Origin of the sequence: Streptococcus sp. 4094, from assembly GCF_013277125.1 — a bacterium.
Taxonomy (GTDB): Bacteria; Bacillota; Bacilli; order Lactobacillales; family Streptococcaceae; genus Streptococcus.
In genome coordinates this window covers 1-5,956 of the sequence record NZ_VMMI01000052.1, presented here as the reverse complement: position 1 = coordinate 5,956, position 5,956 = coordinate 1, and the positions used below count along the sequence as shown (strand labels likewise).

General features: G+C 31.2%; 6 protein-coding genes and 2 pseudogenes. 6 read left to right on the top strand and 2 right to left on the bottom strand.

The features are described 5' to 3' along the window. Positions 1–84, bottom strand: an 84-nt coding sequence (locus tag HT721_RS10115; RefSeq protein WP_173229745.1) for a helix-turn-helix domain-containing protein, incomplete at its 3' end; no start/stop codon positions are given. Between the two features lie 336 nt (positions 85–420). Between HT721_RS10115 and rpsD the strand changes: the two genes are divergently transcribed. Beyond that, on the top strand, positions 421–1,032 hold the full coding sequence (rpsD, locus tag HT721_RS10110) for a 30S ribosomal protein S4 (protein WP_000092756.1): 612 nt from the start codon (positions 421–423) through the stop codon (positions 1,030–1,032). A 95-nt stretch (positions 1,033–1,127) separates the two neighbouring features. Here the strand turns inward: rpsD and HT721_RS10105 are convergent. Beyond that, positions 1,128–1,418 (bottom strand): annotated as a pseudogene (locus HT721_RS10105) (tyrosine-type recombinase/integrase); the annotation flags it as partial. Positions 1,419–1,458: 40 nt separating this feature from the next. Here HT721_RS10105 and HT721_RS10100 point away from each other — a divergent pair. From HT721_RS10100 to HT721_RS10080, 5 genes and pseudogenes are all read left to right on the top strand, one after another. Next, positions 1,459–1,992, top strand: a complete 534-nt coding sequence (locus HT721_RS10100) for a type II toxin-antitoxin system antitoxin SocA domain-containing protein (RefSeq protein ID WP_173214599.1) — start codon at positions 1,459–1,461, stop codon at positions 1,990–1,992. Then, a complete protein-coding gene (locus tag HT721_RS10095; RefSeq protein ID WP_173214597.1) occupies positions 1,980–2,897 on the top strand; it encodes a hypothetical protein in 918 nt (305 codons plus the stop codon). Before HT721_RS10100 ends, HT721_RS10095 begins: the two co-directional genes overlap by 13 nt. A gap of 232 nt (positions 2,898–3,129) precedes the next feature. Further along, on the top strand, positions 3,130–3,417 hold the full coding sequence (locus tag HT721_RS10090) for a type II toxin-antitoxin system RelB/DinJ family antitoxin (protein WP_173214595.1): 288 nt from the start codon (positions 3,130–3,132) through the stop codon (positions 3,415–3,417). Then, positions 3,407–3,744: pseudogene (locus HT721_RS10085) on the top strand (type II toxin-antitoxin system RelE/ParE family toxin). Before HT721_RS10090 ends, HT721_RS10085 begins: the two are co-directional and overlap by 11 nt. A 1,017-nt stretch (positions 3,745–4,761) precedes the next feature. Next, positions 4,762–5,772: a hypothetical protein gene (locus HT721_RS10080; protein WP_173229742.1), complete on the top strand. Its 1,011-nt coding sequence runs from the start codon at positions 4,762–4,764 to the stop codon at positions 5,770–5,772. The last annotated feature ends 184 nt before the right edge of the window (positions 5,773–5,956 follow it).

Sequence of the window (5,956 nt, the reverse complement as noted above, 5' to 3'; positions counted from 1 at the left end):
AATAGCTTTGAAGGTTTCACTGCGCTCTAAACCTAATTGGATATCATTACGGTCTGAAAGGGTAAGGTGTTTATGTTTTGTCATAGTAGACCTCGTTTCTAACTCAAACGTCTCACACTTAATTCCACCATAAAAATCCGTTTTAGACTAATTTCCACTTTGGTCAGGCAAGTGGAAGTTACTTTGAGAAGTTACAAACCTCTCTGGCAGTGAAAATAAAGCTTAAGACCCCTTTACAAATCTAGCCATTCATGGTAAAATGGATTTTGTGTGAAATATCAGCAGGAAAGCATGAAGCTCGTCAACAGGTGTCTTATGATAAGTAACCTTGGCTGTTTAGGCGAAGGGCATCTGCACGAATCAGGGCTTTCTAAGTGACTATTTCCACCGAAATATTATTTATATCAGGAGGACATTCACATGTCACGTTATACAGGACCATCTTGGAAACAAGCTCGTCGCCTTGGCCTTTCACTTACAGGTACAGGTAAAGAATTGGCACGTCGTAACTACGTACCAGGACAACACGGACCAAACAACCGTTCTAAATTATCAGAATACGGTTTGCAATTGGCTGAAAAACAAAAACTTCGTTTCACTTACGGTGTAGGTGAAAAACAATTCCGTAACTTGTTCGTACAAGCTACAAAAATCAAAGGCGGCATCCTAGGTTTCAACTTCATGCTTCTTTTGGAACGTCGTTTGGATAACGTTGTTTACCGTCTTGGTCTTGCGACTACTCGTCGTCAAGCTCGTCAATTCGTAAACCACGGTCACATCCTTGTTGACGGAAAACGCGTTGATATCCCATCATACCGCGTAACTCCAGGTCAAGTGATCTCAGTTCGTGAAAAATCATTGAAAGTTCCAGCAATCCTTGAAGCAGTAGAAGCTACTCTTGGACGCCCAGCATTCGTATCATTCGACGCTGAAAAATTGGAAGGTTCATTGACTCGTTTGCCAGAACGCGACGAAATCAACCCAGAAATCAACGAAGCACTTGTCGTTGAATTCTACAACAAAATGCTTTAAGATAAGACTTTATATTGTAAGAAGCCTACAACAGTGGGCTTTTTGCTTTGTCTTAAAATGTTGATTTCTGGGTTTGTCATCATTTTTGTCATCACTTATAACGAACTCACAGCTTTCTCATAAAATGAGACGGCTGTTTTTGCTTTTTCTTTGGAGAGATGACTGTAAGTGTCCATAGTCATAGCTAGTGTAGAATGACCTAGACGGTGTTGTAATTCTTTATATGGTATACCAGAGTTTAGCAAGAGACTAGCGTGTGTGTGTCTAAAACCATGGAATCCAATATTAGGTACACCAGCATGTTTGAAACGTGTGTTTAAACGAGTTGCTAGTGTTTTATTGTTTGGGTATTGAGAAAGAAAAATACTAAAATGTTTTGTAGTCCTTAAACTACGTGATATAATAAGAGTAAAAGGAGATTCAGTAATGCAACCACCATTATTTATTGCGAACTATATAATTGAATATTCTAACGATAAGAGCTATTCAATTAACAACCTCATATTACAAAAAATATTATATTTTGCCAATGTAATTAAAATTGTTGACACTAAAAATCCTCTTTTTGAGGAACAAATGGAGAAATGGAAATATGGTCCCGTTGTACCAAGTGTATATCATGAATATAAAAGATTCGGAGCTTTTCAAATAACAAAACAGGATATTGTTAAAGAATATTTTCATTTTGAGAATATAGAAAATAATTCATTAGGAAACATAAAAATATTTAAGTATCAACCACAAGATATTCCAGAACTTGATGCTAATTTGTTAAAGAAAGTTATTGATAGATTTTCTGATGTAGATATTTTTGATATAGTGGAGAAAACTCATAAACAGGAACCATGGAAAAAGTACGAAAAGTTAATTAGTGATGGTGTTCAAGGGATAAAATACACAAATGAAGAGATATTGAATTATTTTAACAACCATCCAGAGGAGTTAGAATGGCTCAGATAAGTACAAGTTTTATCCAACTTCTTTTAGTTGGTGATATCTCTAATCATGATGATGGTATTGTAAAATCGCTTCAAGATAATTTAACTGAGGAAAATTTAGTAATTCCATACGATTATATTGCTGAATTTGTATACCAGAATGAAAATAGCAATGAGCTCAATGAAACGTTAAATAGGAACATCGATTATTTATCTTCAACTATAGAAGCAGATGATAACGCTAAGAAATTAATACTAGATAAGAACCTTAAGAAAATAAGTTCTAATTATAGCTTATCTCAAATTCAGAAATCTTATATATCAAGGGTTGCTAAGGAAGTGGAGCAGGGGTTAAAAGATGTCAATAGCCAACTAAACCAAGCTAGATTAATTCTTCAAGATGTAAAGAAAAAATCAGACGCCTCTAATAATACTCTTACAGAAGCTAAAAGCCAACTAAGTCAAGCTAAATATTTTATTAAATATATACAGGGGCAATCAGCCAACTCTAATAAACTTCTTAAAACTGTACAGGAACAATCTGACGATATTGAACAAACAAAATCATCTATCTACACGGATTTCATAGCAATTTTAGGGATTTTTTCAGCATTTGTTTTTGTAATGTTTGGAGGCATTGAAGTAGCAAGAGCTGTTTTTGATATCGGAGATGATTTATTAAATATGAATCTTTCTAAGATGATAATAATTTCATGTCTGATGTTAATTGGTGTAATAACATTGATGTATTCATTGTTATTATGGATTGCTAGAATCACCAATAAGGAAATTGGAAACTGCATGAGCAGTAAATGCAAAGAGGGTTGTTCGCACAAGTGGAAGCATTTTTATTTACGTCATTCATTTTATTTTTCATTGATTATTTTATTAGTGATAATTACTTACATTTCATTTAAATATTCCTAGATTGGCTCCTGAAAACTATAATTGTAATAGAAAAAGCACCGCTTGGCTGTGCTAGTTTTTTGCCTGCTGAACTCATCATTTTTAAGTTCCTGATATTAAGCACTTTTGGGCGCTTCCCTTTAGTGCTTTTTTTGTTTTTAAAATAGCTTTTTAATATACAGTTATAGGTAGCTATACGTAACTAGACCTGCATAGTTTAAAGTGATATAATGGTCTAAAAGGAGGTACTACTATGGATGTTTTAGAAAAAAACACACAGGTAAACTTTAAAACTAACAGAGACTTGTTAGAGAAGGCTAAAGCTATTATCACAGCGCAAAATCTTGATATGACAGTCAGTTTTAACTTGTTTTTAGAGCATATTGTAGAAAATAAAGCCTTGCCATTTGAAATCCAAGTAGACAAAGAAAGAGAAGAACTTCTATCAAAGTTGCGTGCTGAAATTGGCCGTAGCTTTGAAGATTTAGAACATGGAAGAACTTGCAGCCTTGATGAAGTGAGGGCTAATCTTGGAATTTAACGAGAACGCATATGGCCTTATTATCTCCGAAACGGTACAAGAACAGCTAAGAGGTATTAAAGATTATATCTCAGCTAACTACTTTTCAGAACAGGCAGGAGCAAACACAGTTAAGAATATTCGGAGCGTCTTGAAGTCTTCCCAGAAGCAGGATTCGATGCTGATGAAAGAGTAGGAGGTATTATATACCCACCCCACAAAACCAGATGCATCATTTTAGGCGATTACCTAGCCTTCTATCATATTTTAGAGGATAAAAAAGCTGTCTTTATATCAGATATTATTCATAGTAAACAGGACTACATCCGCTTGTTCAAGAAAAAATAGCTCCTACATATTAGTAGTGAGCGTTTAAATTATAAGTCATTGACTAATAACAGGGATAGAATAAACACAATTTGGAAATTATCGGAAGCAATTCGTATGAACAATTGCTCGACATAAAATATAAATCTCCGTTAAAAGATGCCAAAAGTAATATTATTTTTCCAGTTTACCTCTCTTCAATCAGAATCAAAAACATTAGTCGATGATGAACGATATCGGATTATTGGATTGCCGTTTTATAACTATGAAATAACTAAAGATGAGGGGGCAGACAGATTAAGGAATTTATAGTTTAACAAAATCTTAAAATATTTAGTTTTATAGATCTTAGTAGAGAATGAATTATGGAATTTGATATAAATAAAGGAAATTTTAAATATGATAAATAGTTTTTTTTATACGAAAACCAATGAAGTATAATTACGTAATCTCAACGATTTTAGATATAGTAAATTTATTTTTTCTAATCTACTTCATATTTTCAGATATGGAAAAGAAAATATATTTTATTATTGCGCTTATTTGCTATCTAAGTTTAATGGTATGTGTTTGGTTCCTAGAGAAAGAAAATGTAAATACGGACCTAGGAGACTTAAACAGTCAAATAACTAAAATATCAAATACTATCTCACTTAGAGGTATATTTAAAATTATTTTCTGTATAATTAGATACTTTTTTTTGTTTTTTATATTACGAACATCTATTCTAATAATGATGGGTGAAGAGTGGCTATATAATACTCCCTACGGTATTTTTATTGAAAATTTCATTTTCATAGTGATAACAATATTACTATTTACTAGAATTTTTAGTTATTTATCAAACATTTCATTTTCATAGTGATAACAATATTACTATTTACTAGAATTTTTAGTTATTTATCAAACATTTCCCCTTACTTATTGCTTTTAGTGATTGCTATACCCATATTTTTATTTTCAATAGTAGGAATTGAATCTTCATTCTTCAATTGGACTTTTATATCTCTTATACTGGTCTCTGTTCTTCTTCAAATTTTGAATGAAGATATTCAATACTTACTTCCTAAAAAAATACGTCCTCAAATGGGAGAGTCTGATACTGAACTAAAGGAGAGCTTCTTCAAAATGAAGTTCAATGTGTTATTGTTCGTTCCTCTATTATATTTTTCTTTGTTGTTATCGGAAAAAATTACAAACAGTAATGTATTTTTATATTTTGTTAATATTTCAACTTCAAGTAATATTGAAGTAGGAAACACAACTTACCTTTCTTATTTTACGGTTTACAGTGCATTAGTAAAACTATTAATTGTTTTCTTTTCCTTTATTATTCTTTTTGAATATAAAGAAAGTTTAATTAATATGATTTGCAGATTTTTATTACCTGTGATTAATGAAGATGGATTCTTAAATCGAGATGGAAAATATTTTAAAATTAGAAATAAAAAGAAGTTCAGTGTTGATAAAGAAATATACTATTATAGATACAAAAATACGTTTATAAAAAACATGCCCACAAAAACAGAGTATTATAGATTGTCTGATAATGTATTAATGGATAAATCAGGCCATACTCAAAATTTTAAAATTATCTCCAATCATATTTTAAAAATCGATAAAGACTACTTTATTTTAGACCATTCAAGTACATTAAATGATTTTTATATTATGAGGAAAAATGAACGCCTGAGGAAATTGAAGAGGCCTGATCATAATGTTTGGTTGGTATTTCTAGCATTGCTAATAGTTACACTATTTTTTAATAGTATTTTAAATTCTAAAATGGAAACTCATGGGAGAGGAGAATATAAAATCATAAAAAACAAAAAAGAGTTATCAAGCAACGATGAAAATGAAATAATTTATTTAGAAAAGAATCAGTTAAGAATTGGAAATAATAAATATAGTTATGATGCAATCAGCATGACAATAAGAGATAATTCGAATACAAAAGTAGGAGAACTTAAGGATAAATTATTGACGATTGAAATTGATGATAGAAAACAAGAATATCGCTTTGATGATTCTAAAAATGCTGGAAGTTAGTATCTAGCTTGAAAAAATATATTTGTTACTTACTTATTTATTTTTTAAGTAAATATAGAAAGTGACAAAAACTTTATGAGCACTCATAGAACAATAATAAGGTAGTTCTTAAAACTAAAATATGTTAATTAGCATTTCGTAAAAATTTACGGAATGCTTTTTTGTTATGTGACTTTCAGTCCGT